The organism is Nonomuraea sp. B5E05, assembly GCF_039880665.1.
Taxonomy (GTDB): Bacteria; Actinomycetota; Actinomycetes; order Streptosporangiales; family Streptosporangiaceae; genus Nonomuraea.
Genome location: NZ_JBDPMJ010000005.1, coordinates 42,967 through 65,604, shown reverse-complemented (window position 1 = coordinate 65,604; position 22,638 = coordinate 42,967). Strand labels below are relative to the sequence as shown.

Annotated in this window: 24 protein-coding genes; 5 read left to right on the top strand and 19 right to left on the bottom strand. The window is 70.6% G+C overall.

Features of this window, described 5'->3' with window-relative positions:
- Nucleotides 1-9: 9 nt before the first annotated feature.
- The gene (locus tag ABGB01_RS11340) at nt 10-582 is read right to left on the bottom strand and encodes a TetR family transcriptional regulator (RefSeq protein ID WP_347773023.1); all 573 of its coding nucleotides are present in this window, start codon (nt 580-582) and stop codon (nt 10-12) included.
- A 69-nt stretch (nt 583-651) separates the two neighbouring features.
- On the opposite strand from ABGB01_RS11340, the gene ABGB01_RS11335 reads away from it, so the two are divergent.
- On the top strand, nt 652-1,218 hold the full coding sequence (locus ABGB01_RS11335) for a dihydrofolate reductase family protein (protein ID WP_347773021.1): 567 nt from the start codon (nt 652-654) through the stop codon (nt 1,216-1,218).
- A gap of 218 nt (nt 1,219-1,436) precedes the next feature.
- Here ABGB01_RS11335 and ABGB01_RS11330 read toward each other — a convergent pair whose 3' ends face one another.
- The 4 genes from ABGB01_RS11330 to guaB form a co-directional block, all read right to left on the bottom strand.
- Nucleotides 1,437-1,577 (bottom strand): hypothetical protein, encoded by a 141-nt coding sequence (locus ABGB01_RS11330; RefSeq protein WP_347773019.1) that lies wholly within the window; start codon nt 1,575-1,577, stop codon nt 1,437-1,439.
- 187 nt (nt 1,578-1,764) lie between these two features.
- On the bottom strand, nt 1,765-2,019 hold the full coding sequence (locus ABGB01_RS11325; protein ID WP_347773017.1) for a hypothetical protein: 255 nt from the start codon (nt 2,017-2,019) through the stop codon (nt 1,765-1,767).
- Between the two features lie 63 nt (nt 2,020-2,082).
- The gene (locus tag ABGB01_RS11320) at nt 2,083-3,204 is read right to left on the bottom strand and encodes a GuaB3 family IMP dehydrogenase-related protein (protein ID WP_347646514.1); all 1,122 of its coding nucleotides are present in this window, start codon (nt 3,202-3,204) and stop codon (nt 2,083-2,085) included.
- 4 nt (nt 3,205-3,208) lie between these two features.
- Complete coding sequence (gene guaB, locus ABGB01_RS11315) at nt 3,209-4,690, bottom strand: IMP dehydrogenase (RefSeq protein ID WP_347773015.1); 1,482 nt, start codon at nt 4,688-4,690, stop codon at nt 3,209-3,211.
- 481 nt (nt 4,691-5,171) lie between these two features.
- On the opposite strand from guaB, the gene ABGB01_RS11310 reads away from it, so the two are divergent.
- Together ABGB01_RS11310 and ABGB01_RS11305 are read left to right on the top strand one after the other, a co-directional pair.
- Nucleotides 5,172-6,182, top strand: a complete 1,011-nt coding sequence (locus ABGB01_RS11310) for a helix-turn-helix transcriptional regulator (RefSeq protein WP_347773013.1) — start codon at nt 5,172-5,174, stop codon at nt 6,180-6,182.
- 39 nt (nt 6,183-6,221) lie between these two features.
- Nucleotides 6,222-6,599, top strand: coding sequence for a DUF5319 domain-containing protein (locus tag ABGB01_RS11305; protein ID WP_090930411.1), 378 nt, complete (start codon nt 6,222-6,224; stop codon nt 6,597-6,599).
- 109 nt (nt 6,600-6,708) lie between these two features.
- On the opposite strand, the gene ABGB01_RS11300 is transcribed toward ABGB01_RS11305, so the two are convergent.
- The 3 genes from ABGB01_RS11300 to groES all read right to left on the bottom strand — a co-directional run bounded on the left by ABGB01_RS11300 (nt 6,709) and on the right by groES (nt 9,777).
- Nucleotides 6,709-7,344: a sigma-70 family RNA polymerase sigma factor gene (locus ABGB01_RS11300; protein ID WP_132334441.1), complete on the bottom strand. Its 636-nt coding sequence runs from the start codon at nt 7,342-7,344 to the stop codon at nt 6,709-6,711.
- 427 nt (nt 7,345-7,771) lie between these two features.
- Nucleotides 7,772-9,391, bottom strand: a complete 1,620-nt coding sequence (groL, locus tag ABGB01_RS11295; RefSeq protein WP_347773010.1) for a chaperonin GroEL — start codon at nt 9,389-9,391, stop codon at nt 7,772-7,774.
- A gap of 71 nt (nt 9,392-9,462) precedes the next feature.
- The gene (gene groES / locus ABGB01_RS11290) at nt 9,463-9,777 is read right to left on the bottom strand and encodes a co-chaperone GroES (RefSeq protein WP_197093639.1); all 315 of its coding nucleotides are present in this window, start codon (nt 9,775-9,777) and stop codon (nt 9,463-9,465) included.
- Nucleotides 9,778-10,180: 403 nt separating this feature from the next.
- Here groES and ABGB01_RS11285 point away from each other — a divergent pair, with 403 nt between their 5' ends.
- Nucleotides 10,181-11,359: a class I SAM-dependent methyltransferase gene (locus tag ABGB01_RS11285; RefSeq protein WP_347773008.1), complete on the top strand. Its 1,179-nt coding sequence runs from the start codon at nt 10,181-10,183 to the stop codon at nt 11,357-11,359.
- A gap of 254 nt (nt 11,360-11,613) precedes the next feature.
- On the top strand, nt 11,614-13,425 hold the full coding sequence (locus ABGB01_RS11280; RefSeq protein WP_347773006.1) for a hypothetical protein: 1,812 nt from the start codon (nt 11,614-11,616) through the stop codon (nt 13,423-13,425).
- A gap of 35 nt (nt 13,426-13,460) precedes the next feature.
- On the opposite strand, the gene tsaD is transcribed toward ABGB01_RS11280, so the two are convergent.
- The 11 genes from tsaD to ABGB01_RS11225 all read right to left on the bottom strand — a co-directional run bounded on the left by tsaD (nt 13,461) and on the right by ABGB01_RS11225 (nt 22,638).
- Complete coding sequence (gene tsaD / locus ABGB01_RS11275) at nt 13,461-14,492, bottom strand: tRNA (adenosine(37)-N6)-threonylcarbamoyltransferase complex transferase subunit TsaD (protein WP_347773004.1); 1,032 nt, start codon at nt 14,490-14,492, stop codon at nt 13,461-13,463.
- Nucleotides 14,485-14,916 carry a ribosomal protein S18-alanine N-acetyltransferase gene (rimI, locus tag ABGB01_RS11270; RefSeq protein WP_347773505.1) on the bottom strand — a complete coding sequence of 144 codons (432 nt, stop codon included), beginning with the start codon at nt 14,914-14,916 and terminating at the stop codon, nt 14,485-14,487. The genes tsaD and rimI overlap by 8 nt, the downstream gene beginning before the upstream one ends.
- Before the next feature lie 11 nt (nt 14,917-14,927).
- The gene (tsaB, locus tag ABGB01_RS11265; protein WP_347773002.1) at nt 14,928-15,575 is read right to left on the bottom strand and encodes a tRNA (adenosine(37)-N6)-threonylcarbamoyltransferase complex dimerization subunit type 1 TsaB; all 648 of its coding nucleotides are present in this window, start codon (nt 15,573-15,575) and stop codon (nt 14,928-14,930) included.
- Nucleotides 15,576-15,653: 78 nt separating this feature from the next.
- On the bottom strand, nt 15,654-16,583 hold the full coding sequence (locus tag ABGB01_RS11260; protein ID WP_347773000.1) for an aminoglycoside phosphotransferase family protein: 930 nt from the start codon (nt 16,581-16,583) through the stop codon (nt 15,654-15,656).
- Between the two features lie 32 nt (nt 16,584-16,615).
- Nucleotides 16,616-17,152, bottom strand: a complete 537-nt coding sequence (locus ABGB01_RS11255) for a class F sortase (protein ID WP_347772999.1) — start codon at nt 17,150-17,152, stop codon at nt 16,616-16,618.
- A gap of 3 nt (nt 17,153-17,155) precedes the next feature.
- Nucleotides 17,156-17,830 (bottom strand): hypothetical protein, encoded by a 675-nt coding sequence (locus tag ABGB01_RS11250; RefSeq protein ID WP_347772997.1) that lies wholly within the window; start codon nt 17,828-17,830, stop codon nt 17,156-17,158.
- A gap of 167 nt (nt 17,831-17,997) precedes the next feature.
- Complete coding sequence (tsaE, locus tag ABGB01_RS11245; protein ID WP_347772995.1) at nt 17,998-18,456, bottom strand: tRNA (adenosine(37)-N6)-threonylcarbamoyltransferase complex ATPase subunit type 1 TsaE; 459 nt, start codon at nt 18,454-18,456, stop codon at nt 17,998-18,000.
- A complete protein-coding gene (locus ABGB01_RS11240; protein WP_347772993.1) occupies nt 18,456-19,505 on the bottom strand; it encodes an alpha/beta hydrolase in 1,050 nt (349 codons plus the stop codon). Before ABGB01_RS11240 ends, tsaE begins: the two co-directional genes overlap by 1 nt.
- Before the next feature lie 20 nt (nt 19,506-19,525).
- Nucleotides 19,526-20,674: an alanine racemase gene (alr, locus tag ABGB01_RS11235; protein ID WP_347773504.1), complete on the bottom strand. Its 1,149-nt coding sequence runs from the start codon at nt 20,672-20,674 to the stop codon at nt 19,526-19,528.
- 80 nt (nt 20,675-20,754) lie between these two features.
- Nucleotides 20,755-22,278 (bottom strand): NAD(P)H-hydrate dehydratase, encoded by a 1,524-nt coding sequence (locus ABGB01_RS11230; RefSeq protein WP_347772991.1) that lies wholly within the window; start codon nt 22,276-22,278, stop codon nt 20,755-20,757.
- 9 nt (nt 22,279-22,287) lie between these two features.
- A complete protein-coding gene (locus ABGB01_RS11225) occupies nt 22,288-22,638 on the bottom strand; it encodes a holo-ACP synthase (RefSeq protein ID WP_347616766.1) in 351 nt (116 codons plus the stop codon).

Below are 22,638 nucleotides of genomic sequence, written 5' to 3'. Positions count from 1 at the left end.
CCCCGCATGCTAGGGGAGCAGCCGTTCGACGGCGGCGCTCACGAGCGCGTGCACCTCCCCCTCGCCGAACACGTCCGGCAGCGTCAGCCGCTCGACGATCAGCCAGTTGAGGGCCAGGTAGAGCAGCACCACGGTGGTGTCGTCGCCGGGCAGGCCCGCCTCGCGGTGATGGCGCACGTTGGCCTCGACGTCGGCGCGGATCCGCTCGGTCAGCACCTCGCGCAGGCGGGGCCGCCTGGTCGCCTCCAGCCGTAGCTCCAGCAGCGCCAGATAGCCCGACCTGAACGCCGAGATGCGATCGACGAGCTCGTGCATGAGCGCGGTCACCCGGTCGCGGTCACGCGGCCCGTCGAGGCTCGCCGCGATGGTGGCGGCGTCGGGCTGCAGCCGCTCGTAGATCCGGCCGCCCGCCTGGGTCAGCAGGTCGTCGCGGCTGGCGAAGTAGTTGGACGCCGTGCCGGTCGGCACTGCGGCCTGCGCGTCGACCGCCCTGAACGTCAGCCCGCGGGCCCCTTCCTCGGCCAGCACCTCGATCGCGGCATCGACCAGTGCCGCCCGCCGGGCGACGTTCTGCCTGACCATTTTGACATCACTCCATTTGTAGTACTATGTTTGAAGCACTTCATACATAGTACTTTAAAGGGAGTAGTTTTGCGCAAGCTCACGTACTACGTCGCGACCTCCATCGACGGCTACATCGCGGGGCCCAACGGCGAATACGACTTCTACCCGGTGGCCGACGACCTGGCGGCCTGGATCAACACGCGCATGCCGGAGACGATGCCCACCCCCCTCCGGGCCCAGTTCGGCATCGACGCCCCCAACCAGCGGTTCGACACCGTGATCATGGGCAGGGGCACATACGAGATCGGCCTGCCGGCGGGCCTGACCAGCCCCTACGCCCACATGAAGCAGTACGTCATCTCCAGCACCATCAAGAGCGTCGACGAGCCGGCCGTCGAGCTGGTTGCGGACGACCCGCTCGGCCTGGTGCGGCGGCTGAAGCAGGAGGACGGGCTCGGCATCTGGCTCTGCGGCGGCGGCAACGTGGCCGCCCAGCTCCTGCCCGAGATCGACGAGCTGATCGTCAAGTGTTACCCGGTGGTGGCGGGAGCGGGCATCCCCGCCTTCCACGGCGGGTTCCGGCCGACCACGTTCACCCTGACCGGCACCGAGACGTTCAGCAACGGCACCCTCCTGACGACCTACACCCGCTGACGCACGCCGGCGGTCCCGTGGATCAGTCGCGGGAGGGCCCTCCCGCCCTGCTCCGCAGGAAGCCCCGGCTCCACCTCGTTGCCCGCCCGTTCGATCGCAGCCGCGTACGCCTCGGCCGCTTCCGGCTCGCGTCCCAGCCGCCGCAGCAGATCGGCCCGTACGGCACGGAACAGGTGATAGTCGTCCGCCGGCGGCCCGTCCAGCAGTCTCAGCGCCGCCTACGCACCCTCCGCCTCGGCCACGGCGACCGCCCGGTGCACCGCCACGACCGGCCCCGGGTCGAAGGCCATCAGCAGGTCGTAGAGCTGCACGATCTGCCGCCAGTCGGTGTCCTCGGCGGTCCGCGCGTCGCCGTGCACGGCAACCCCTCGTTGAAGATCAGGTAGACCACGGCGAGCACGGCCCGCAGCCGCTCGGGCAGGTCGGCCTCGCACGGGACCCGGTAGGGGATGCCCGCGCCCTGATCTTGCGCTTGGCCCGCACGATCCGCTGCGCCATGGTCGGCTCGGGCTCCGCCCGGAAGATCCGCTCAACCTCGGAAATAGCTCACCTCCGGCCGGAGACCTGCCGCTCCATCTGCTCGACCGCGTTCTTCGCGTTCAGCAGCGACGCCCCGGTGGCCTCACGGTACATCTTGATCGCCTGGATCGTCTTCCCCTTCCGCAACGCCACGTAGAAGTCGGGCGGCAGCTGCGGACCCTGGTCAACGGAGTCGATCAGCGCGGGGTCGATGCCGAGGTGCCGCTGAAGGTAGGCGATCTGCGTCTCCAGCCGGGCAACTCTCTCTTCAAGGGATTCCATGCCCGAAACACTAGCTTCACCGCGGCCCGACGGGCAGGGCCGCGGTGACGGGATCGTGACAGGTCAGGGATGGGTCGGGGCGACCACGACCTCGACCCGCTGGAACTCCTTGATGTCGGAATAGCCGGTGGAGGCCATGGTGCGCTTGAGCGCGCCCATGAGGTTCATCGAGCCGTCGGCCACGCTCGACGGCCCGTGCAGGATCTGCTCCAGCGTCCCCACCGTCCCGAACTCGACCCGCCGTCCCCTGGGCAGATCGGGGTGGTGCGCCTCGGATCCCCAGTGGAACCCGTGACCGGGCGCCTCCGCGGCACGGGCCAGCGGCGAACCCACCATCACGGCGTCGGCCCCGCAGGCGATGGCCTTGGCGATGTCACCGGACGTGCCCATACCGCCGTCGGCGATCACGTGCACGTAGCGCCCGCCCGACTCGTCCATGTAGTCGCGCCGGGCCGCGGCGACGTCGGAGATCGCGGTGGCCATCGGCACGGCCACCCCGAGCACGTTGCGCGTCGTGTGGGAGGCGCCGCCGCCGAAGCCGACCAGCACCCCCGCCGCGCCGGTGCGCATCAGGTGCAGGGCGGCCGTGTGGGTCGCGCAGCCGCCCACGATGACCGGCACGTCGAGCTCGTAGATGAACTGCTTGAGGTTGAGCGGCTCGGCCCGCCCTGACACGTGCTCGGCGGAGACGGTCGTGCCCCGGATGACGAAGATGTCCACGCCCGCGTCGATCACGGCCTTGTGGTATTGGACCGTGCGCTGCGGCGACAGCCGTACGGCGGTCGTGACCCCGGAGGCACGGATCTCCTCGATCCGCCGGCCGATCAGCTCCTCCTGGATCGGCGCCGCGTAGATCTCCTGCAGCCGCTTGGTCGCCGCCGCCGCGTCGAGGGCCGCGCACTCCTCCACCAGCGGCGAGGGGTCCTCGTAGCGGGTCCAGAGCCCTTCGAGGTCGAGGGGGGCCAGCCCGCCCAGCCGCCCGATCGCGATGGCGGTGGCCGGCGAGACCACGCTGTCCATGGGGGCGACCACCACGGGCAACTCGAACCGGTAGGCGTCGATCTGCCAGGCGATCGAGACCTCCTCCGGGTCACGGGTGCGCCGCGAGGGCACCAGCCCGATCTCGTCAAGCGAGTATGCCCGCCGCCCGGTCTTGCCCCGGCCGATCTCCACCTGCTGAGTCATGAACTTACCTTCTGTGATAGTTCGGAGCTTCCACCGTCATCTGGATGTCGTGGGGGTGGCTCTCCTTGAGACCTGCCGCCGTGATCGGCATGAGCTCGCAGTCGGTGTGCATCTGCGAGATCGTGCGGCAGCCGGCGTACCACATGCCCTGGCGCAGCCCGCCGATGAGCTGGTGGGCGACGGCCGCCACCGGGCCGCGATAGGGCACCTGACCCTCGATGCCCTCGGGGATGTATTTGTCCTCGCCGCCGACGTCGGCCTGGGCGTAGCGGTCTTTGCTGAAAGAGGCGCCGCCGCGTTCGCGGTTGCGTACGGCGCCGAGCGAGCCCATGCCGCGGTAGGACTTGAACTGCTTGCCGTTGATGAAGATCAGTTCGCCGGGCGACTCCTCGCACCCCGCGAGCAGCGAGCCCAGCATGACCGTGTCGGCGCCGGCGGCGATCGCCTTGACGATGTCACCGGAATATTGCAGGCCGCCGTCGCCGATCACCGGCACGCCCGCGGGCGCGCACGCCTTGGAGGCTTCGTGGATGGCGGTCACCTGCGGGGCGCCGACCCCGGCGACCACCCGCGTGGTGCAGATGGAGCCAGGGCCCACGCCCACCTTGACCGCGTCGGCGCCCGCGTCGACCAGCATCTGAGCGCCCGCCCTGGTCGCGATGTTGCCGCCGATGACCTCGACCTTGCTGTTGGCCTTGATCTTGGCGATCATGTCGGCCAGGCCCTTGGAATGGCCGTGGGCCACGTCGACCACCACCACGTCGACCCCGGCCTCGATCAGCGCCTTGGCCCGCACCTCCGCGTCACCGCCGACGCCGACGGCCGCCCCCACGATGAGCCGGCCGTCGGCGTCTTTGGTGGAGAGAGGGTACTGCTCGCTCTTGGTGAAGTCTTTGACCGTGATCAGGCCGCGCAGCCTGCCCTCCGTGTCGACGAGGGGCAGCTTTTCGATCTTGTTTTTCCTGAGGAGGGCGAAGGCGTCGTCACGCGACACCCCCACCGGCGCGGTGACCAGCGGCATCTTGGTCATGACCTGGTGCACGGGCCGCGACTGGTCGGTCTCGAAGCGCATGTCGCGGTTGGTCACGATGCCGACCAGCGTGCCCGACACGTCGGTGACGGGCACCCCCGAGATCCGGTAGGTCGCGCACAGCCGCTCGACGTCGGCCAGCGTGTCGTCGGGGCTGCACGTCACCGGATTGGTGACCATGCCGGCCTCGGACCGCTTGACCAGATCGGCCTGCTGGGCCTGCTCGTCGACCGACAGGTTGCGGTGCAGGATGCCGATGCCGCCCTGCCGCGCCATGGCGACCGCCATGCGGGCCTCGGTCACGGTGTCCATGGCGGCGGAGACCAGCGGGATGGACAGCGTGACGCCACGGGACAGGCGGGACCTGGTGTCGGCGTCACCTGGTTGGAGATCCGAATATCCGGGCACCAGCAGCACGTCATCGAAGGTCAAACCGATCTCGGTGAACTTGGACATGCTGCGGCCCCTCCTGCCGATGCGCTGATGCAGCCAAGTCTAGGGCCTGCCTCCAAAAGCGCATTCATGGCCTCGGGCCCGGCGCGGCAGAAAGTTCCCCGGCCTCACGGCTCAGCGCTGGAGAGTCAGTGCCGGGAGCACGATGACCCCCACGGTCCGTCGTACTCCCGGCATCTCACGGCGCTGGGGGATGGACGGTCGGTGACCCGCCCCACCCCCCAGCCACCGGCATCCAGGCGTGGCGGCGCGTACGCACCACCGAACCCCCCTCCGCGTCCTGATGGGCGGCGCAGCCACGCCTGCTTCGGGATGCCGACGCTAGGTAAAGCCTGGGTCACTCACCGGCACATCGCAAGGTGAAAACGTGCAATTGCACGAAGTTGCACGCCTCCCCCGGCCAGTCGGCGGAACGAGCGGACACGGGCGCAATGCGGCGTTATTCTCGCGGCACGCCCGTGTCCCCCCTACGGAGCCGCCCACGATGCGCAACGAGTCCAGAGCCGCGTCAGATCCCTATGAGACGCTGGGCCTCGACCCTGCCCAGAGGGCTCTCTACTCGACGGTGTTGCGCCTGCACAGAGCCACCCGCACCGACCTCGCGCAGGCCATCGACGGCCCCGTCGAGAAGGTCACCCGCCAGCTCGACGACCTGGTCAAGCTGGGCGTGGTGGACGAACGGTCGGGCGAATACCTGGCCCGCCACCCCGCGGCGGCGCTCGGGCGGGTGATCGCCGAGCGGCTCGACCGGCTGGCCGAGGAGAGCCGGATGATCGATTCGGCGCTCGCTTCCATCCGGGGTTTGATCCACGACTACGACGCCGGCCGCGACTATCAGAGCGGGCCTTTCACTGTGGAGATGTTGAACGGGGCCGACGTCCTGTTCGAGAGTGTGGTCGGCATGGCCGTGCAGTCACCGCCGCTGGAATTGCACACAGCAATCCCGGATGAACGCACAATGAGCGATTTTGCTCGTAAATTTGCGGATCCATGGATTGATGCGCAGCAACGAAATCTTCTTGCCGTTCATGCGATCTTGCCGGTTTCCGCCCTGACACTCCCGGGCGTACGCGATCTGCTGACCCGCCTGGTGGAAGCCGGCGGCAACGTGCGCACGCTGGATCGTGTGCCGAGCTGGTTCATGGCCGCCGGCGCCGACGTGGCCGGCCTGCCCGCGTTCTGGGGCGGCAACCTGCCCGACCACGCCTACCACTTCTATCTCGTGCGCACGCCGATCGTGGTGGGCACGCTCCGCGCGCTCTTCAACGAGTTGTGGAGCCGCGCCACGCCCCTGCCGTGGGGGCGCGGGATCGACGGGATGGCGCAGGTGCTGCGCCTGGCCGCCCAGGGCCTGTGCGACGAGTCGATAGCCCGCCAGCTCGGAGTCTCGGTCAGGACGGTACGCGCCAGGTTCGCCGGCGCCATGGCCGAACTGGGCGCCCAATCACGATTCCAGGCAGGCGTGGAAGCCGCCAGGCGCGGATGGCTGAGGTAATGTCCACCGCTCGGGCCGCATCGGTCATATGGTGGGAAGGTGCTGGAAGACGTCCCCCGCGACCCGTTCGCGGACGACCCTAACGACCCTTCCTCGGCGATGGGCGCCCTAGACGACGCCGAGCCACTCACCGCGGCCGAACGCGACGAGGCCATCACCGACCTCGCCGACGTCGAGGTCTTCCGCTCCCTGCTCGAACCGCAGGGAGTGCTGGGCCTCGTGCTCGACTGCCCCGAATGCGGCGAGCAGCACTTCTTCGACTGGGAGCTGCTGCGCGGCAACCTGCGACAGATGATCGAGAAAGGCCAGCCGCAGGTCCACGAGCCGGCCTTTCACCCTGACCCGGCCGACTACGTCAGCTGGGAATACGCCAGAGGCTATGTCGATGGCGTCATCGACACGGAGGAGCGCCGCTGATCCACGTCGTCGAGCAGCACGGCCAGCAACCGTGCGGCCGGATCGCCTGAGTCGGGCATCTCTCCACGACCGAGCGCGTCGAGCAGCGCATCGGTCTCGTGCTCTGGGGTCAAGCCGACTCCAGCTCGGCCATCTGCCGCAACCTGGCCAGCGCCCGATGCTGGGCGACGCGGACCGCACCCGGTGACATGCCGAGTACATTACCGGTCTCCTCCGCCGAAAGCCCCGACACCACCCGCAGCAGCAACAACTCCCGCTGGTTCTCCGGCAGCCTGGCCAGCAGCCTGCGCGCGTGCTCCACCTCGATGTAGCGGACCACCGTCTCCTCGGGCCCAGGCCCGTCGTCGGGCCCGTCGGGCAGGTCCTGGGTCGGAACGGCCGAGCGCACGGAGCTCCGCAGCGCGTCGGCCACTTTGTGCGAGGCGATCCCGAACACGAAGGAGGCGAACGGCCGCCCCATGTCGCGGTAGCGCGGCAGCGCGGACAGGACCGCGATGCACACCTCCTGGGCGACGTCATCGGCAATGTGATATTGCCCAGAAACCCTGCCCAGCCTGGCACGGCAATACCGCACCACCATCGGACGCAACTCGCCGAGCAGAGATTCGATCGCACTGCGATCTCCCTGCACGGCGAGGCTCGTCAGTTCCCTAAGGTCGGAGTCATCCGTCCGTGCCGGAAGTCTCGACGCGAGCCTTACCCCAATTTTGGCGTCGGCGACGCTTCCCTCGCTCACGATAGGCATGATGCCCGCACTGATCCGGCCTGTCGTCATGGCGAACGGCTACGGATTGGTCACATTGAAGCGACGATAACTATCGGTAATCAAATGGGCACACTACGGCGAAACGGCTGACATAATGTTTCATCCCATAACCGGGAATGCACGACATTTGTCAGACCGCCGACGCATATCACCCTCTACCGGTTTACTGCAATATTCCACCTTTTCCCCCACTTCTCCCCAGAACCCTGCGCCCTCCCGCACCGCGAGCCCTCAGCGGAGACGACGGCGACGCCTGAGCAGTGGAGTCCACGCCGTTGACCGCGTCAACGCAGAGCTAGCCGGTGCCCGGAGGGCGTCGTCCCCGGGACCCGCCGGGAGCGCGGCGAACGCGAACGGCCCGCACCCCCGGAGGAATGCGGGCCGTGACGCGAAGCGGGAGAAGCGGTCAGTGGCCGTGGCCGTGACCGTGACCCTGGCCGTCGGCCGGGGCCTCCTCCTCGGGCTTTTCCACCACGAGCGCCTCGGTCGTGAGCAGCATGCCCGCGATCGAAGCGGCGTTCTGCACCGCCGACCGGGTGACCTTGACCGGGTCGATGACGCCCTGCGCGATCATGTCGCCGTATTCGCCGGTCGCGGCGTTGAGGCCGTGACCGGCCTCCAGCTCGGCGATCTTGTGGGTGACCACGTAACCCTCGAGACCGGCGTTCTCGGCGATCCAGCGAGCCGGCTCGACCAGCGCGCGGCGCACGATGCCGACGCCGGTGGCCTCGTCGCCGGACAGCTCGAGGTCGTCGAGGCCCTTGGCGACGTGGATCAGCGCGGTGCCGCCGCCGGAGACGATGCCCTCCTCGATCGCGGCGCGCGTCGCGGAGATCGCGTCCTCGAGGCGGTGCTTCTTCTCCTTGAGCTCGACCTCGGTGGCGGCGCCGACACGCAGCACGCACACACCGCCGGCGAGCTTGGCCAGGCGCTCCTGCAGCTTCTCGCGGTCCCAGTCGGAGTCGGACTGCTCGATGGCAATCTTGATCTCCTTGACGCGGTCCTCGATGGCCTGCGCGTCACCGGCGCCGTCGACGATGGTGGTGTTGTCCTTCGTCACCACGACGCGGCGGGCCTGGCCGAGCACCTCGAGACCGACGTGCTCCAGCTTGAGGCCGACCTCCTCGCTGACGACCTGGCCGCCGGTGAGGATGGCCATGTCCTGCAGCATCGCCTTGCGGCGGTCACCGAAGCCCGGGGCCTTGACGGCCACGGAGGTGAAGGTGCCGCGGATCTTGTTGGTCACCAGGACGGCCAGGGCCTCGCCCTCGACGTCCTCGGCGACCACGAGCAGCGGCTTCTTCGTCTGGGCGATCTTCTCCAGCAGCGGCAGGAAGTCCGCGATGGAGGCGATCTTGCCCTGGGTGAGCAGGATGTAGGCGTCCTCGAGGACGGACTCCATACGCTCGGGGTCGGTCACCATGTAGGCCGACAGGTAGCCCTTGTCGAACTGCATGCCCTCGGTGAACTCGAGCTCCATGCCCATGGCGTTGGACTCTTCGACGGTGAGCACACCGTCCTTGCCCACCTTGTCGAACGCCTCGGCGATCAGGTCGCCGATCTGCGCGTCCTGGGCGGAGATCGTCGCAACGTTGGCGATCTCCTTCTTGTCCTCGACCGGCCGGGCGCTGGCGAGCAGCTTGTCGCTGATCTCCTTGGCGGCCTTGTCGATGCCGCGCTTGAGCGACAGCGGCGAGGCACCGGCGGCCACGTTGCGCAGGCCTTCGCGGACCATCGCCTGGGCCAGCACCGTCGCGGTGGTGGTGCCGTCACCGGCGATGTCGTTGGTCTTGGTGGCAACTTCCTTGGCGAGCTGGGCGCCGAGGTTTTCGTAGCGCTCGTCCAGCTCGATCTCACGAGCGATGGTCACACCGTCGTTCGTGATCGTCGGCGCACCGAACTTCTTGTCGATGACGACGTTGCGGCCACGCGGGCCAAGGGTCACCTTCACGGCGTCCGCGAGGGCGTTCACGCCACGCTCAAGCGCGCGGCGGGCGTCCTCGTCGAACTCCAGGATCTTCGCCATAGCTGAAAGTCCTCTCCTAGCGTCGAAAGCCCCGGTCGCCCCTTGGAGCGCCCGGGGCTCGACGCACCGGCTTACTTCTCGATGATCGCGAGAACGTCGCGGGCGGAGAGCACGAGGTACTCCTCGCCGCCGTACTTGACCTCGGTGCCGCCGTACTTGCTGTAGAGGACGATGTCGCCCTCGGAGACGTCGAGCGGAATCCGCTTGTCGCCGTCCTCGTCCCAGTTGCCGGGGCCCACCGCGAGGACCTTGCCCTCCTGCGGCTTCTCCTTGGCGGTGTCCGGGATGACCAGGCCGGAAGCGGTGGTCTGCTCGGCCTCAAGCGGCTGAACCACAATGCGGTCGCCGAGCGGCTTAACGGGAACCTTGGTGGCGGTCGTCACGATCGGACCTCCCCTTCAGATTTGAATGATCTAGAAGAGGCGACCAGCTGGGCCTGCCGTCGCGGGTGTCAGACCTGCCTCGTCGCACGTTGGCACTCTCAAGGGGAGAGTGCCAACAGGAAACATATGCAAGAGGGGCTTGACAGTCAACACGAACGCGTCTGCTGAGAGCGATCAGAGTGCCGGCAACAGGGCTCTATCAGCGTAATGGCCGGTCATGCAGGGGTTCGTAAAGATCCTTCTGCCGCGAGATTCACGAGCGCGTGTCGCGCCGTCCTGACAGCCCGGCATCTTCTGGTACGCGACCGGCCCGCCGTTCCACGCTACCCCCGCGCCCCACCGATCCGGCCGCGTCCCCGCGCCGCGCGGGTCGAGTGCGTCCCCGGTGCCGCTAACGTCGTGTGACGTGGACCTCGACGCCTTCAACGAGCTGCTGACCCCGCGCGGGCGGCGGGCGCTCGCGGAGGCCGGCGAGCTCGCCGGCGCCGACCCGGTGGCCGCCGCCACGAGGCTGCGCAGGACGTACGACGCGGCGCTCACCTCGGCGGCGCTCACCCAGGCGGGGCTCAGGGAGCGTGCCACGGCCAAGTTCGGCGAGGACGCCCGGCTGATGTACTTCACGCCGCACGGCCTGGAGCAGGCCACCCGGACGGAGGTCGCCGGGCACCGCGCCGCCCGCCTGGTGGCCGCCGGCGGCCCCGGGCCCAGGGTCGTGGACGCGTGCTGCGGCATCGGCGGCGACCTGCTGGCGCTGGCCCGCGCGGGCTGCACCGTGGAGGCCGTCGACACCGACCCGCTGACCGCCGCCGTGGCCAGGGCCAACGCCGAGGCGTTCGGGCTGGACGACCGGGTGACGGTGCGCGTGGCCGACGCGGCCGGCGTCGAGCCGGAGCGCTACGACGTGCTCTTCGCCGACCCGGCACGGCGTACGAGCAGGGGCCGCACGTTCGACCCCATGGCCTACTCGCCGCCCTGGCCCGTTGTGCTCGACCTCGTCTCCAGGGCCCGTACGGCCTGTCTCAAGGTCGCCCCCGGCATCCCCTACACGTTCATCCCCGAAGGGGCCGAGGCCGAGTGGGTGTCCTTCAAGGGCGAGGTCAAGGAGGCGACGCTCTGGACCGGGGCCGACCGGAAGGCGGACCGGCGGGCCACCCTGCTGCCCGGCGGCCACACCCTCACCGCCACGGGCGTCCAGGCCGCCACGGGCCCGCCGGGCCGGTACGTCTACGAGCCCGACGGCGCCGCCATCCGCGCGCACCTCGTGGGCGAGGTGGCCGAGATCGTCGGCGGCCGCCTGCTCGATCCGATGATCGCGTACATCACGGGCGACGACCCCGTGGACACCCCATGGGCCACGAGATACGAGATAGACGACGTACTCCCGTTCTCGCTGAAGAAACTACGCGCCGCACTCCGAGAGCGGAAAATCGGAAATGTCACTATCAAGAAGCGCGCCTCAGCCGTCGACATCGAACGCCTGCGCAGCGATTTGCGACTCAACGGGGACAGAACAGCCGTCGTCATCCTGACCCGTATTCTTGATAAACCATCGGTCATCATCTGCAATCCGCCATCACCCCGCTGAGCTGGCATCTCGGGCATTCTTCGGTTTCGATCGATCTTTCCATTCGGCGCTGACGGACCTTGATCAAAAGGCTAAGGTGGGCGGGCGGGAGTTCTCCCCAGTGCGGTTAACCGTGTTCTCGCTCTTTCATCTGCAAACCTGACCTACCCCACCGCTGCGCGGCAGACCGTCGGCGAGCGAAGGAGCTTTCGGTGGATCATTCCAACCACACCACCCTTCTCCAGGCAGGCGGCCATCTGGCCATTTCAGAGAGAATGCGAGACCTACTGCAGCGCGCCTCCCAGGATCACGTCTACGAGCAGCGCACGCAGGGCGCCATGCTCGACGAGATCCGCCAGCGGCTCGAAGGCATGGAGTGGCTCCTGCGCGAGGTGCGCGAGCGCGAGCTCGGCGGCCTGAGCGGCACCCTTGAGGCGGTCAACGGACGGCTGGACGACATCACCGCCAAGCCGCCGATGTGGGCCGAGGGCCTGGCGCAGCACGTGGAGGCGGTCCGCGACCACGTCGACGCCGTCGGCGAGCGGGTGAGCGGCGTGGACGCCCGCGTCGCCCCGGTGTCCGAGCTGCCCAGCCTGCAGGCCGGCGTCGGCGCCGTCGGCGAGGGCGTCGACGAGGCGCTCAACCGCCTGCAGGCGGTGCTCGACACCGCCGACGGCATCACCAAGGGCATGTCCGACTTCACCGCCAGGCTGACCACGCTCAGCTCCAGCATGGAGGCCGCCGCCGGCCGCTTCACCAGGCTCGACCGGTCGATGGCCGACCTGGCCACCCGCACCGACCGCGTCGAGGGCGTGATCAGCGATCTGTCCGAGGGCATCGCCGACTCGGCCGAGCAGACGCGGGCCCGCCTCGACGCCGCCGAGCAGCGCATGGCGGCCCGCCTCGACGAGACCGACCAGCGCCTCACCGCCCGGCTCGACGAGGCGGGCCAGCACCTCACGACCCGGCTCGACGAGACCGACGAGCGGCTCACCGTGCGCCTGGAGGGCACCGACCGGCGCCTGACCGCCCGGCTCGACGAGACCGACCAGCGGCTGGCCAGGAGCCTCGTCGAGGCCGACGAGCGGCTCGCCATCCGGCTCAAGGAGGCCGACGACCAGCTCACCGGCCGCCTCTCCGACGTCGAGCAGCGGCTCACCGCCAGGCTCGACGAGACCGACCGCCACCTGGCCGTCCAGCTCGGCGAGAGCGAGCAGCGCCTGACCGCCCGGCTCGGCGGCGTGGACGCCCGGCTCGACCGGGCGGAAAGCGCGCTCACCGGCCTCGACACCAGGGTCGCCGACTTCGGCGGCCGGCTGGAGTCCGCCGACGAGTGCCTGGCCGACATCGACACCAGGATCGACGGCCTCGACACCCGGGTGGGCGGCGTTGACAAGCGTCTCGCGTCGATGGACGGCCAGCTCGGCGCGGTCGACAAGCGCCTGGGCATCCTCGACGGCCACCTGGGCCGCCACGACGACCGCTTCGACGCGCTCGACGTACGCGTCGACGCCCGCTTCACCGCGCTCGACGAGCGCATGGCCGCCACCGAGCAGCGCGTGGGCGAGAGCACCACCCGCACCGAGGGCCGCTTCAACCGTCTCGACGGCCAGATGGACGCCATCGACGAGCGCCTCGGCGAGGCCGAAGAGCACCTGAGCAGCCGCTTCGACGCCATCGACGGCCACCTCGGAGGGCTCGACAGCCGCTTCAACGTCCTCGACACCCACGTCAACGGCCTGGCCACCCGCGCCGAGCAGGCCAGGGAGCACCTGGAGTCCGTCGACGACCGCATCGAGTCGGTCAACCAGCGCGTCGGCCAGCTGCCCGCCGCCCTGGCCATCCCCGAGCGGGTCGGCGAGCTGATCCGCTCGCAGACCGGCGACCAGGCCGAGCGGCTGGCCACCGCCGCCACCGCGCTCACCGAGCTGGTCAGGACACGTCCCGACCGCGACGAGCTGGCCGAGACGGTCACCGGCATCGTCCAGCCCGCCGCCGAAGACCTCAACAAGCGTCTCGGCGCCCTGGAGGAGACCATGCTGGCGCTGGCCGAGGCCCTGCTCCGCCCGACCAGGTCGAAAGACTGACCGCTCGCGCGGGCACGCGCCGGCCTGCCCGCGCCCTACACGTGGACCGTCGTGATCGGGAGCGAGGAGTCGGCCGGGATCTCCAGGGTCGAGGGGGTGACGCCGGCCGCTACCAGATCGGAACCCAGGGCGGCGACCATGGCGCCGTTGTCGGTGCACAACCCGGGCCGCGGCACCCGCAGGCGCACTCCGGCCGCCTCGCAGCGCTCCTGCGCCAGCGTGCGCAGCCGGGAGTTGGCCGCCACACCGCCGCCGATCAGCAGATCGTCCACCCCGTATTTCCTGCACGCCTGCAGCGCCTTGCGGGTCAGCACGTCGACCACGGCCTCCTGGAACGAGGCGGCGACGTCGGGCACGTGCACGGCCTGCCCTGACGCCTCGCGGGCCTCGACCCAGCGTGCCACGGCCGTTTTGAGCCCGGAGAAGGAGAAGTCGAGCGTGCCGTCGTCGATCTTGCCGCGCGGGAACGCGATCGCCTCGCCGGAGCCCTCGCGCGCGGCCCTGTCGATGTACGGTCCGCCGGGGAAGGGCAGCCCCAGCACCCGCGCCACCTTGTCGAACGCCTCACCGGCCGCGTCGTCCACGGTGGAGCCGAGCGAGATCACGTCTTCGGCGACGTCGGGCACGAGCAGCAGCGACGAGTGGCCGCCCGAGACCAGCATGGCGACGCACGGCTTGGGCAGCGGCCCGTGTTCCAGCTGGTCGACGGCGACATGGGCGGCCAGGTGGTTGACGCCGTAGAGGGGCACGCCGAGGCCGAGCGCGTAGGACTTGGCCGCGGCCACCCCGACCAGCAGCGCGCCGGCGAGCCCTGGGCCCGCGGTCACGGCGACGGCGTCGATGTCGGAGAACGTCAGCCCGGCCTCGGCCAGGGCGGCCTCCACGGTCGGCGTCATGGCCTCCAGATGGGCGCGCGAGGCGACCTCGGGCACCACGCCACCGAACCTGGCGTGCTCCTCCATGCTGGAGGCGATGGTGTTGGCCAGCAGCGTGTGACCCCTGACGATGCCGATGCCGGTCTCGTCGCAGGAGGTCTCGATCCCCAGGACCAGCGGTTCGTCAGCCATCGAGCTTCCTTCTCATCATGATCGCGTCGGTGCCGTCGTCGTAGTAGCGGCGGCGGGTGCCGATCTCCTCGAACCCGAAATGCCGGTAGACCATCTGCGCGCGCGCGTTGTCGGCGCGTACTTCCAGGAAGATCTCCCGCGCTCCCCTGCGCTGGGCCTCGGCCAGCAACTCGGTGAGCATCGCGCTGCCGATGCCGGTGCCCTGGTGTTTCTCCAGCACGGCGATGGTCTGGACGTCGGCCTGGTCGGCCGCGGCGGCGAGCCCGGCGTAGGCGACGATCTCGCTGTCGACCAGGGCCACCACGTAGTGGCGCGTGCGCGGCATGTCGGCCAGCTCGCCGCGCATCATGCCCTCGCTCCACGCGTCGAGCGGGAAGGTGGCCTGCTCGATCGCCATGACCGCCGGCAGGTCGGCCTCGGTCATCGGCCTGAGCTTCACGCCGTCACCCTCTTCGGCGCGCCCGGCACCACGGCGTCGGGCCTGCGCAGGTAGATCGGGCGGGGCGGATCGAGCGGGGCGCCCTCGGCGAGCCGCCCGGCCGCGAGCGCGGCCAGCGCCCCCGCACTGGGGTATGGAGGCACGCCGCTCCCGCTTCCCAAAATTTCGGGATATAGCGCAGCACCCGCCCCCACGACCGGCAGCCCGTCAACCGGCACCTCCGCGGGCCGGTTGACGAACGGCCCTTCGACCCGAGTGCGCATGTCGGCATAACGCCCCCAGAACACTTCTTTGCGCCGCGCGTCGGTGGCCACCAGGAACGGCTCGGCCAGGCCGCTGCCGAACGCGACCGCGTCGAGCGTGCACACGCCGTAGGAGGGCACTCCAAGCGTCGTGGACAACCCCTGCGCGGTCATCAGGCCGACACGCAGCCCGGTGTAGGGCCCGGGGCCACTGCCCGCCACGACGGCCGTGACGTCGCGCAGCGACGCCCCCGACTCGGCCAGGACACGCTCGATGGTGGGGGCGAGCAACTCGCCGTGGCGCCGTGCGTCGATCGTCGTCGACTCGGCGAGCACCCGCTCCCCGTCGTGGAGGGCGGCGGTGACGGCAGGTGTCGCGGTATCAAAGGCCAGGACCAGCACGACTGTTTAGCGTACCCGCCGTCAGGGTCTCTCCCGGCCGTTACCGGTACGCCCGGCGACAAGCCGGTGCGGGACGTGTCAGGCCCAGCCCGTACGCCGCCGCAGCCAGTCGAGCGCCACCACGCCCTGCGCCCGCTGGAACGCCCTGACCGTGGGAAGTCCCGGCGGGTCGGGCAGGCGGCCGTGGTGGACGAAATAGCCGGCCATGGCCGCGACCGTCGCGGTCACGGCGGGATCGGGGTCGGTGCACAGCTCGTACGGCGGCGGCCCGCCCTGCATGCCGACCGACGGCAGCAGGTAGACCCGGTCGACCCAGGGCGCGCCCAGGCAGGCCCACGGCCAGTCGACGAAGTAGACACGATCGTCGGTGAGCAGGATGTTGTCGGCCCGCACGTCGGCGTGGACCAGGGTGTCTCCCGCCGCGGCCGCGGCCCAGCCCGACTCCAGCCCGGCCAGCTCATCGAGGTGGCGCAGCACCCACGGGTCGAGGCCGGTGGTGTCCTCGTCGAGCAGCCTGCCCCAGCCGCCGAACGACGAACCGCGCGTCTCGCCCATCCGCGGCACGTCGATCGGTGAGGGAGTGAGCGCGGCCGACATCTCGTCGAGGGCGGCCAGCACCCGGTCGAGCTGGTCGCGCCGCCACGGCAGCTCGGGCTGCGCGCCCTCGACGTCCTCGAAGACCAGCGTCACCCAGCCGTCCAGCTCGAAACCCGTGAGCAGGCGGGGGGCGGGCACGGACGCGGGCAGCGCTGCCGCGATCTTGAGCTCGTTCTGGTACATACGAACGCTGTCGGCGTTCGGCTCGGGGCCGACGGCCTTGACGAACGCCCGCCTGCCGCCCTCGGTGCGCAGCCGGACGGCGGCCGCCGGCGAGAAGCCGCCGGGCTGCGTCGTCGCCTCCGCCACGCGCCCGCCGAGGAAACGTTCGACCGCCGCGCGCACCGGCGGGTGCACGGCGTGCCACGGCAAGCGGGCGCCGGACGCGGGCGGGATGGTGTCCACGCTCATGTCTCCATCGTCCGGGAGGGCGCAACCGCTTTTCAGGCCCGGGACGCGTACACGATGATGTTGTCCAGGTATTCGCCCTTGGCATAGTCGAACTTGCCGCCGCAGGTGACCAGCTTGAGCCCGTCCTCGACGTAGACGCGCTTGGCGGGGAAGTCGTCCTTGTGCACCTGCTCGATCCCGTCGACCCGGAAGGTCACGGTCTTGCCGTCGCTGCGTTCGACCTTGACGGTCTCGCCCTTGCGTAAGTTCCTGAGCTTGTAGAACACGGCGGGCGCCGTCTTGGTGTCGACGTGGCCGATGATGACCGAGGCGCCCTTCTCGCCGGGCACCGCGCTGCCGGTGAACCAGCCGGCCATCTTCGGCTTCTCGTAGGGCGGCAGCTCGATCTCGCCGTTCTTCAGCAGGTCGAGCTCCATCAGCGGGGCCTCGACGTCGATCGACGGGATGTCGATGCTCTCCGGCACGACGGCCTGTGCGGGGGTGGTGCCGGTCTTGAGGTTGTTGCCGAACGCGACCAGCAGCAGTCCCGTCACGGCGCCCGCGAGCACCACCCGTCCTGGGCGGGCCACGGTCTATGCCTTACGGCGCTTGACCGCAATGCCGACGCCGGCGGCCAGCGCCAGCGCGATCAACGCCCCGGCAGGGCCGAGCGGGATGGACGACTCGTCGTCGGCGTCCTTCGCGTATGTGCCGCCGCCGCCTGCCTTGGGCGCCTTGGTGGGCACGCCGGTCGGGTCGTCGTCGGGCTCGGCCGCGACCACCCTGAGCGTGGCCCTGCCCATGTCGTTGGTGCCGTCGCACTTGACGTCGACGCGGTAGCTGTCGCGCCGGACCGTCCCGGAGATCTGCGCCTCGCCGCGCACCCACGGCGAGCCGTTGGCAGGGGTGGCCGTCGGGGTGGGGGTCACCGACGCCGCGGGGACCGGGTTGAGCGTGACGCCGTTGATGAAGGCCTTGGACGTGGCGGTGCCGGTGTGGGCGGGGCCGCCGGTCGGGACCGGGCAGTTGGCCAGGATCCACACCGTGGACGTCTCGCCCGCGGTGACGCGGTCGGGGTTGAGCTGGACCGAGATGGTCTGCCTGGTGGCCGTGGCGCTCGGGCTGCCGCTGGCGGTCGGGGCGGCGGTGGTGCCGCTGGCCGTGGGCGAGGGTGTCGTTGTCGGATCGGTCTCGGCCGAGGCTGTGCAGCCGGTCAGACCGAGAATGACGATGGCTCCCGCGTACGCGACTCGCCTGACCCTGAGCACCGGCCGCACCCCACTTTGCCGTGTTACACCCCAGCATCCACCAAAGAGATGGATGTCGCCCCTCCTGATACCCAGAAATTCTGGGCGAACCCTAGTCAACGATCATGATTTACATCATCGGCCGGGTACGTCAAGGGTGCCAGCATTGCCGGAACATGACCGCCGTTTTACTCTTCCGGCGGCTCAGACGGCGTGTCGGCCCATCTTTCGCCCACGCCGCGCAGGGTCACGACGCGGGCCTCGTCGCCCGCCTCGCGGTCGATGTGGATCTCCAGCCGGTCGTCGGCCAGGCCCTCGACGAGCCCCTCGCCCCATTCGACGACGGTGACCGACTCCTCCAGCGAGGCGTCCAGGTCGAGGTCGTCGACCTCAAGGTCGCCGCCCAGCCGGTAGGCGTCGACGTGGACGAGCGGCGGCCCCTGGCGCAGGGACGGGTGCACTCTGGCGATCACGAACGTGGGCGAGGTGATCGGGCCGCGTACTTTGAGGCCTTCCGCGATGCCCTGCACGAGCGTGGTCTTGCCCGCGCCGAGCGGGCCCGACAGGACCAGCAGGTCTCCGGGGCGCAGCCGCGCGGCCAGGCGGGCGCCGTAGGCGCGCATGTCCTCAGGGGTCGCGAGCCGCACTAGAGCTCCACCCTCTTCGCCAGGTCGCGCAGCGCGTCGTTGACGATGCCCGGGCGCTCCAGCTGGATCAGGTGGGAGGTGTCGGGCACCTCGGTGAGCTGCGCCTTGGGCAGCGCGGCGGCGATGGCCCTGCTGTGCTCGGGCGGGGTCAGCCAGTCGCTGTCGCCCACCAGGATCGCGGTGGGCACCGGGTCGAGGACGTGCAGCGCGGAGAGCTTGTCGTGGTTCATCAGCGCGGGGTAGAAGTCGGCGACCACCTCGGTCGGCGTCGCCCTGATCATCGACTCGGCGAAGTCGACCAGGGTCGGGCTGACGTTCTTGGAGTCGCCGAAGCCCATGTAGCGGGTGATCAGGAAGGCGATGTCGCTGCCCGCGTGGCGGGTGCGGTCGACCAGCGCGCCCCGCTTGCCCAGCATCGACACCGTGGTGGGGGCCATCTTGTGCACGACCTTGGACAGCAGCGCGGGCAGGCCGAGGGTGATCTCGGCCAGCTTGCCGGCCGAGGTCGCGACGAGCGCGGCCGCGCGGATCCTCTCGCCGAACAGCTCGGGACGGCGGTCGGCCAGCGCCATGATCGTCATGCCGCCCATGGAGTGGCCGACCAGCACGCACGGGCCGGGCACGTGGGCCTCGATCACCTCGGCCAGGTCATCGCCAAGCCGGTCGATCGTGCTGTCGTCGGAGCCCGCACGCTGCGAGCGGCCGTGGGAGCGCTGATCCCACAGCACGAGACGGTAGTTTTCCCGCAGATCCTTACGCTGGTAGTGCCAGGACTCCAGGCTGAGGCAGTAGCCGTGGCAGAAGACGATGGTCAGCGGCGCGTCGTCCGGCCCGTCGATCTCGACGTGCAGCGCCTTGCCGTCGGAGGTGACGAGCGTGCGCTCCCTGCCCCGCAACTCGCCGAACGGCTCGCTGGCCTCGTCGTCGGGGCGCAGCCTGATGCGGCCGACCGCATAGCGCTTGGCCAGCGCCGCCGCCGCGACACCGGCGGAAGCCGCACCGACGAGCGCGCCGGCGATCCCCACCCTTCGCCGTCTTGTCGTCGTCATCTCCCCGACCCTTCTCCCGCTCATGCCCGCCGCGAGGTGCTCAGAGTCCTGTGCGCGTAGACCCTCGGCACACGCGAACCGATCCTGGTCACGATCTCATGCGTGATCGTGCCGAGATTATCCGCCCACTCCTGAGCGGTCGGCTCGCCCTCGTCACCCGGCCCGAACACCACGATCTCGTCGCCCGCCGACAGTGCGTCGTCGCCCATGTCGATCATGAACTGGTCCATGCACACCCGGCCGGCGATCGTCCTGCGCCGCCCGCCCGCCAGCACCTCGGCCTTTCCCGTCGCGTGCCGCAGGATGCCGTCGGCGTATCCGAGCGGCACGAGCCCGAGCGTGGTCTCGCGTCCGGTGACGTAGAGGTGGGCGTAGGACACCCCGGAGCCCTCGGGGACCCGCTTGACCAGCCCGGCCTGGGCCACCAGCGTCATGGCCTGCCTGAGGCCGAAGTCGCCCAGCTCGGGGATGGGGCTCAGGCCGTAGATCGCGATGCCGGGCCTGACCAGGTCGTAGCGGGCCTCGGGCAGGGTCACGGTGGCGGCGGAGTTGGCGATGTGCCTGATCACGTGGGAGCCGGCCGCGCCCGCCTGCTCGGCGAGCTTCAGCGCCGCCTCGAACGCCTCCAGCTGCCGCCCGACCGACGGATGGCCGGGGATGTCGGCGCAGGCGAGATGGGACCAGAGCCCGGCGATCTCGACGGCGCCCTCGGCCTGCAACCGCAGCGCCGCGGCCAGCAACGCCGGCCAGGCGGTGAGCGGGCAGCCGCCCCTGCTCATGCCGGTGTCGGCCTCCAGGTGCAGCTTCGCGGTGCGGCCCGTGCGCCGTGCGGCGGCGGCGATCTCGCCGAGCATCCCCTCGTCGGAGGCCGACAGCTCGACGTCAGCCTGCACGGCCTCGTCGAGCGGCTCTCCCGGGGTGACGAGCCAGGACAGGATCGGCGCCGTCACGCCGCCCTCGCGCAGCGCGAGCGCCTCCCCGATGAACGCGGTGCCGAGCCGGCTCGCGCCGCCCTCCAGGACCGCCTCGGACGAGGGCACCAGACCGTGGCCGTAGGCGTCGGCCTTGACGGCGCCCATCAGCTCCGCGCCGCCGGCCCGCTCTTTGAGCAGGGCCACGTTGTGCCTGATCGCGGCCAGGTCGACCCGAGCCTGCGCGGGCGTGGTCATCGGGGAGTACATCCTTCTAGTGTGGCAGGTCACGCACGTGGTCGAGCGTCATTATCCTCCCTCGCGACCCCCGCCGCCCGCTAGGCCGCACCGCCTGGTGAGCCGCCTGGTGAGCCGCCTGGTGGGCCGCCTGGTGAGCCGCCTGGTGGGCCGCCTGGTGGGCCGCCGCTCACTGCGCGGATGGCCGCGGGGACGGCGGTGGCCACGTCGGCCGCCGTCAGCGGCGCGCCCCCGGCGGCCAGCCGCCCGGCCAGCCCGTGCAGGTAGGCGCCGCAGGACGCGGCGTCGTAGCAGCTCAGCCCCTGGGCGAGCAGCGAGCCCGCCACCCCGGACAACACGTCGCCCGTGCCCCCTGTGGCCAGCCACGGCGAGCCGGTGACGTTGACCCGCACCGGCCTCGCGTCCTCGGCCACCACCGTGGTGGAGCCCTTGAGCAGCACGGTCACGCCGAGCTCCGCCGCCGCCCTGCGGGCGTATTCCAGCCTGGCCGCCTCGATGTCGTCACGCTCGGCCCTGATCAGCCGCGCCAGCTCGCCCGCGTGCGGGGTGATCAGCACGGGCGCGCCGCGGCGCAGCAGCCCGCGGTCCCTGGCCACCAGCGTCAGCCCGTCGGCGTCGATCAGTACGGGCACGGTGGAGGCGAGCACCTTGGCCGCCAGCTCGTGCGCCCAGTCATCGGTGCCCAGCCCCGGCCCGAGCACCCACGCCTGCACCCGCCCGACGCCGTCGATCGAGGGCCGGTCAAGCTCGGTGACGACCGCCTCGGGCCAGTGCGCGCGCACCTGCGCCACGGGCGCGTGCCGCCCCGCGTAGCGCACCATGCCCGCCCCGGCGCGCAGCGCGCCGCCCACGGCGAGCACGGCGGCGCCGGTGTAGAGGTCGCTGCCCGCCGCGACCCCCAGGACTCCCCTGCGGTACTTGTCGGACTCGGTGGCCGGCCGCGGCAGCAGGAGGTCGACGTCGCCGCCGGTCAGCGCGGCCACGTCGGGATCGGGCAGGTGGCCGCCGAGCCCGATGTCCACCAGCTCGACCGCGCCCGCGCAGGCCGCGCCGGGATCGACGAGCAACCCCGTCTTGTACGCCCCCATCGTCACGGTCACCTTGGCCCGCACGGCCGCGCCCGGCACCCGGCCGCTGCTCGCGTCGGCCCCGCTCGGCACGTCCACGGCGACGATCGCGGCGCGGGCGGCGTTGGCCCGCGCGGCGAGCTCCGCGTACGGCTCCCGCAGCGCCCCCGCCGCCCCGATGCCGACGAGCCCGTCGATGATCAGATCGGCATCGGCGATCGCCGCCCGGTCGACGACCCGGCCGCCCGCCCGCGTGAACGCGAGCAGGCCCGCCTCGTGGGTCTTGGACCCGGCCAGGACCGCGCCTGCCCGTGCGCCGCGCCGGGCCAGCCGCTCGCCCGCGTAGAGGGCGTCACCGCCGTTGTCGCCGCTGCCGACGAGGAGCACGACGCGCTTGCCGTACACCCGGCCGAGGAGGTCGGCGCAGACGGCGGCGAGCCCCGACGCGGCCCGCTGCATCAGCGTGCCCTCCGGCAGGAGGGCCATGAGCGCGTGCTCGGCGCCACGGATCTGGTCGGCGGTGTAGGCGGTGCGCATGATCCGAAGCTATCCCTCCGCGATCACGTAGGCCACGGCGACGCCCGCGTCATGGCTGAGCGAAAGGTGCCAGCGTTTGATCCCGAGCTCGTACGCCACCTCCGCGGCCCGCCCGGTGATCACCAGCTCGGGCTTGCCGAGGTCGTCGCAGCGCACCTCGGCCTCCTGGTGCCCCAGCCCTTGTGGAGCGCCGAGCGCCTTGGCCACGGCCTCCTTGGCGGCGAATCTGGCGGCCAGCGAGTGCACCGGCAGCGGCCGCTCGGCCTCGGTGAACAACCGCTCGCGCAGGCGCGGCGTGCGGCGCAGCGTCGCCTCGAAGCGGGAGATGTCCACGATGTCCACCCCGATGCCCAGGATCAC

Coding starts and splice junctions, on each gene's coding strand:
- ABGB01_RS11340 (WP_347773023.1), bottom strand. CDS start 582: ATGGTCAGGCAGAACGTCGCCCGGCGGGCGGCACTGGTCGATGCCGCG.
- ABGB01_RS11325 (WP_347773017.1), bottom strand. CDS start 2,019: ATGGAATCCCTTGAAGAGAGAGTTGCCCGGCTGGAGACGCAGATCGCC.
- ABGB01_RS11320 (WP_347646514.1), bottom strand. CDS start 3,204: ATGACTCAGCAGGTGGAGATCGGCCGGGGCAAGACCGGGCGGCGGGCA.
- guaB (WP_347773015.1), bottom strand. CDS start 4,690: ATGTCCAAGTTCACCGAGATCGGTTTGACCTTCGATGACGTGCTGCTG.
- ABGB01_RS11310 (WP_347773013.1), top strand. CDS start 5,172: ATGCGCAACGAGTCCAGAGCCGCGTCAGATCCCTATGAGACGCTGGGC.
- ABGB01_RS11300 (WP_132334441.1), bottom strand. CDS start 7,344: ATGCCTATCGTGAGCGAGGGAAGCGTCGCCGACGCCAAAATTGGGGTA.
- groL (WP_347773010.1), bottom strand. CDS start 9,391: ATGGCGAAGATCCTGGAGTTCGACGAGGACGCCCGCCGCGCGCTTGAG.
- ABGB01_RS11280 (WP_347773006.1), top strand. CDS start 11,614: ATGCGAGACCTACTGCAGCGCGCCTCCCAGGATCACGTCTACGAGCAG.
- tsaD (WP_347773004.1), bottom strand. CDS start 14,492: ATGGCTGACGAACCGCTGGTCCTGGGGATCGAGACCTCCTGCGACGAG.
- rimI (WP_347773505.1), bottom strand. CDS start 14,916: ATGACCGAGGCCGACCTGCCGGCGGTCATGGCGATCGAGCAGGCCACC.
- ABGB01_RS11260 (WP_347773000.1), bottom strand. CDS start 16,583: ATGAGCGTGGACACCATCCCGCCCGCGTCCGGCGCCCGCTTGCCGTGG.
- ABGB01_RS11240 (WP_347772993.1), bottom strand. CDS start 19,505: ATGACGACGACAAGACGGCGAAGGGTGGGGATCGCCGGCGCGCTCGTC.
- alr (WP_347773504.1), bottom strand. CDS start 20,674: ATGACCACGCCCGCGCAGGCTCGGGTCGACCTGGCCGCGATCAGGCAC.
- ABGB01_RS11230 (WP_347772991.1), bottom strand. CDS start 22,278: ATGCGCACCGCCTACACCGCCGACCAGATCCGTGGCGCCGAGCACGCG.